General features: G+C 65.5%; 5 protein-coding genes. 4 read left to right on the top strand and 1 reads right to left on the bottom strand.

The window, feature by feature from the left end; genetic code table 11:
- Positions 1-456, top strand: a 456-nt coding sequence (gene cobU, locus EOB59_RS19215; protein WP_245486674.1) for a bifunctional adenosylcobinamide kinase/adenosylcobinamide-phosphate guanylyltransferase, incomplete at its 5' end; no start/stop codon positions are given.
- 1 nt (position 457) lies between these two features.
- On the top strand, positions 458-1,072 hold the full coding sequence (cobO, locus tag EOB59_RS19210; RefSeq protein ID WP_127810139.1) for a cob(I)yrinic acid a,c-diamide adenosyltransferase: 615 nt from the start codon (positions 458-460) through the stop codon (positions 1,070-1,072).
- Between the two features lie 40 nt (positions 1,073-1,112).
- On the opposite strand, the gene cbiB is transcribed toward cobO, so the two are convergent.
- On the bottom strand, positions 1,113-2,081 hold the full coding sequence (gene cbiB, locus EOB59_RS19205) for an adenosylcobinamide-phosphate synthase CbiB (protein ID WP_127271548.1): 969 nt from the start codon (positions 2,079-2,081) through the stop codon (positions 1,113-1,115).
- Here cbiB and cobD point away from each other — a divergent pair.
- Positions 2,080-3,129: a threonine-phosphate decarboxylase CobD gene (gene cobD, locus EOB59_RS19200; protein ID WP_127810140.1), complete on the top strand. Its 1,050-nt coding sequence runs from the start codon at positions 2,080-2,082 to the stop codon at positions 3,127-3,129. The genes cbiB and cobD overlap by 2 nt on opposite strands.
- The gene (locus tag EOB59_RS19195; protein ID WP_127810141.1) at positions 3,126-3,635 is read left to right on the top strand and encodes a tyrosine phosphatase family protein; all 510 of its coding nucleotides are present in this window, start codon (positions 3,126-3,128) and stop codon (positions 3,633-3,635) included. The genes cobD and EOB59_RS19195 overlap by 4 nt, the downstream gene beginning before the upstream one ends.
- Positions 3,636-3,704: the final 69 nt, after the last annotated feature.

Here is a 3,704-nt window from a genome sequence, read left to right as displayed (position 1 = left end):
GACGCCGAAATTTTGGCGACCGCCTTGCCGCCTCCCTGGATCTATGTCGCCACGGCGCAAGCCTATGATGACGAGATGCATGAACGCATCGCGTTGCACCGATCGCGGCGCGGCGAAGGCTGGACGACCATCGACGCACCGCTCGATCTCGCCGGTACGCTTGCCGCCTTGCCGGAGGATCGGCCGGTGCTTGTCGACTGCCTGACGCTGTGGCTGACCAACCACATGCTGGCTGAACACGATTTCGAGCTGGAATGCCGGCGATTGGCGGAGGTGCTGTCGCGGCCGCGCGGGCCATGGTTCGTGGTATCCAATGAAGTCGGCCAAGGTATCGTGCCGGACAATGCACTGGCGCGCCGGTTTCGCGATGCCGCCGGCCGGCTCAACCAGCAGGTCGCCGCCGTCGCCGACATGGTGCTGCTGATGGTGGCGGGGCTGCCGCTCAAGGTGAAATGACATGACCGACATCGACGATAAGGACGAAGAACGCCACCGCGCCAAGATGGCCAAGCGCAAGGCGGTGCAGGATGCCGAGGTGGCGAGCAAGACGGTCGAGAAGGGATTGCTGATCGTCAACACCGGTCCCGGCAAGGGCAAGACCACGGCTGCCTTCGGCCTGGCGCTGCGGATGCTCGGCTACGGCAAGCGCGTCGGCGTCGTCCAGTTCATCAAGGGCAAGTGGCACACCGGCGAGAAGGACGCCTTCGCCGCCTTCGGCGACCGCGTCGTCTGGCACGCGATGGGCGAGGGGTTCACCTGGGAAACGCAGGACCTGAAGCGCGACATCACCGCCGCCGAAGCCGCCTGGGCCAAGGTGCTCGAACTGATGGCCGATCCGTCGATCAGCCTGCTGGTGCTCGACGAACTGAACATTGCGCTGCGCTACGATTATCTCGACCTGGACAAAGTGGTTGTGGCGTTGAAGGCGCGGCGTGAGGGCCTGCATGTCGTGGTCACCGGCCGCAACGCCAAGCCGGCGCTGATTGAGGCCGCCGACCTCGTCACCGAAATGGGCGTGACCAAGCACCATTTTTCCGCAGGCGTGAAAGCGCAGCAGGGGATCGAGTTCTGAGCGTTTCTTACCCTCCCCACAAGGGGGAGGGTGAAGTAGATCACGCCACGATGACCATGACCGCGACCAACCCAAACAGCGCGATCAGCAGATAGTCGGCGACGCGATAGAGTTTCAGCGCTCGCCTTATGTCGACGCTGTCGGCCTCGCGCCGCCCACCTTCGCCCATGAAGACGTCGTCCACGAGCACGCCGCCGTAGCTGCGCGGCCCGGCGAGCGCCAGGCCGAGCGCACCGGCCATCGCCGCTTCCGGCCAGCCGGCATTGGGTGAGCGGTGTTTTTTCGCGTCGCGCCACACCGCATGCCAGGCATTTTTCGCATCAGCGCCTTTGACGAAGAACGCCGCCAGCACGATCAGCAGCGCCGTCAGCCGCGACGCCGGCAGATTGATCCAGTCGTCGAAGCGCGCCGCCGCCCAGCCGAAGGCCTCGTGGCGCGGGGTGCGGTGGCCGATCATCGAATCGGCGGTGTTGGCGGCCTTGTAGGCGGCGCCGCCGGCCAGGCCGCCGACGCCGGTCCAGAAGGCGGGGGCGACGATGCCGTCGGAGAAATTCTCAGCCAGGCTCTCGATCGCGGCGCGGCAGACGCCGGCCCTGTCGAGCGTTTCAGGGTCGCGGCCGACGATTCGCGAAACGGCAAGGCGGGCCAGAGCGAGGCCACCGGTGTCGAGCGCGTCCGCCACAGCCTCGACATGCTCATAGAGGCTCTTCTGCGACAGAAGCGACGTTGCCAGAAGGGCAGTGATGACCAGGCCCATGGGAACGAACCAGAACAGGATCTGCACGCCCAGGCCAATTATCGCCGGCACCAGCACGATGACCAGCAGCGCCTGGACACCACGCTTGCGACGCAGCGCGTCGGGATCAGTGGCGCGGTTGAGCCTGCGGTCGAGAAAGGATATCAGCCTGCCGAACCACGTCACCGGATGGCCGATGGCGCGAAACAGCCAGTCGGGGTAACCGAGGGCGAATTCGACGGCCAATGACAGGAAAGCGATCAGGACTGACATGAAGCTTCTTAATGGGGCGGTTGTGGACCATGGTGGAAGTCTTGGCCGCGCGAGGGCGCTTTTCCCCAACGCCCTGCTGCCATTCGTCGACCTCTCGACCGGTATCAATCCGCACTCCTACCCGCTTTTCGACCTGCCCGCCACCTCGCTGTCGCGGTTGCCGGAAGCCGCGCGCACGCGTGAGCTGACAGAGATCGCTGCCAGTGCCTATGGGGCGCCGTCGCCAGCCAACATCGTGGCGGCACCGGGCACGCAGATCCTGTTGCCGCGCGTCGCCTCGCTGATTACCCCCGGAAGGACGCTGGTGCTGGGTCCGACCTACGCCGAACATGCCCGCGCAGCAGTGATCGCCGGGCACGCGGTGACCGAGGTCGGCGATTTCGCTGACCTGGCGGACGCCGACCTTGCCATCATGGTCAATCCGAATAATCCGGATGGACGTGTCATCGAGCGCGACCGGTTGCTGGCTCTGGCTGCCGGATTGCGCGCCAAGGGCGGGCTGCTGGTTGTCGACGAGGCGTTCATGGATGTTGGGCCGCGCGAGCATAGCCTCTGCGGCGATGTCGGCCAGGGCGGCGTCGTCGTGCTGCGCTCGTTCGGCAAGTTCTTTGGTCTAGCCGGCCTGCGGCTCGGTTTTGCACTTTCCGATGCTGTGACGGTCGAACGGCTGGAAACACAATTCGGGCCATGGGCCGTTGCCGGCCCGGCGCTGGAATACGGCATTCGCGCGCTTGCCGACATCGACTGGCAGGACGCGATGCGGACGGCGCTGGCTGATGAATCGGCGCGCCTCGATGCGCTGTTCGGCCGCTTCGGTATTCCCGTTATGGGCGGCACCACGCTGTTCCGGTTTCTTCGCCTGCCGCATGCCGCCGATTTGTTTGCCGCGCTTGGCGAGCGCGGCATCCTGCTTCGCCATTTTGCCGATCGGCCTGACGTTCTGCGCGCCGGCCTGCCGGGGAGTGAGGAGGAATGGCAGCGGCTCGAGACCGTTCTTGCCGAATGGGCGTCGCGGCACGAGCATCAATCGAAGGGTTCGAAACAATGATCCATGTCTGCTCGCTGGCAAAGATTGAGGAAACGGTGGCCAGGAGCGGCGCCGACTGCATGCTGTCGCTGCTTGCCGCCGGAACGGCGGTGGTCCGGCCGGCCTCGATATCGAAAGAAAATCATCTGCATCTGGTCATGCATGACATCGCGGCGGCGCAGGACGGCATGACCATGCCGGGCGAGGAGCATGTCCGCAACCTGCTCGATTTCGCGCGCCGCTGGGACCGGGCAAGGCCGATGCTCGTGCATTGCTATGCCGGCATCAGCCGCTCGACGGCTTCGGCCTATATCATCGCGGCCGCATTGGCGCCGAAACGCGACGAGGCCGAATTGGCGCGGACGCTGCGGGCGCTGTCGCCCTCGGCAACACCCAATCCGCGACTGATCGCGGTGGCCGATGCGCTGCTTGATCGCAACGGCCGCATGATCGAGGCGATCGAATCGATCGGCCGCGGTGCGGATGCCTTTGAAGGCACGCCCTTCGCGCTGAGGATCGACGGGTAACTCCCCGAAGCCTTCCCACCTTCGTCATCCACGGGCGGAGCAGGAGCGAAGCTCCGTCGCGGAGACCCG

Origin of the sequence: Mesorhizobium sp. M7A.F.Ca.MR.176.00.0.0 (assembly GCF_004023165.1) — a bacterium.
GTDB lineage: Bacteria > Pseudomonadota > Alphaproteobacteria > Rhizobiales > Rhizobiaceae > Mesorhizobium.
This window is presented reverse-complemented; position numbering and strand designations above follow the sequence as displayed.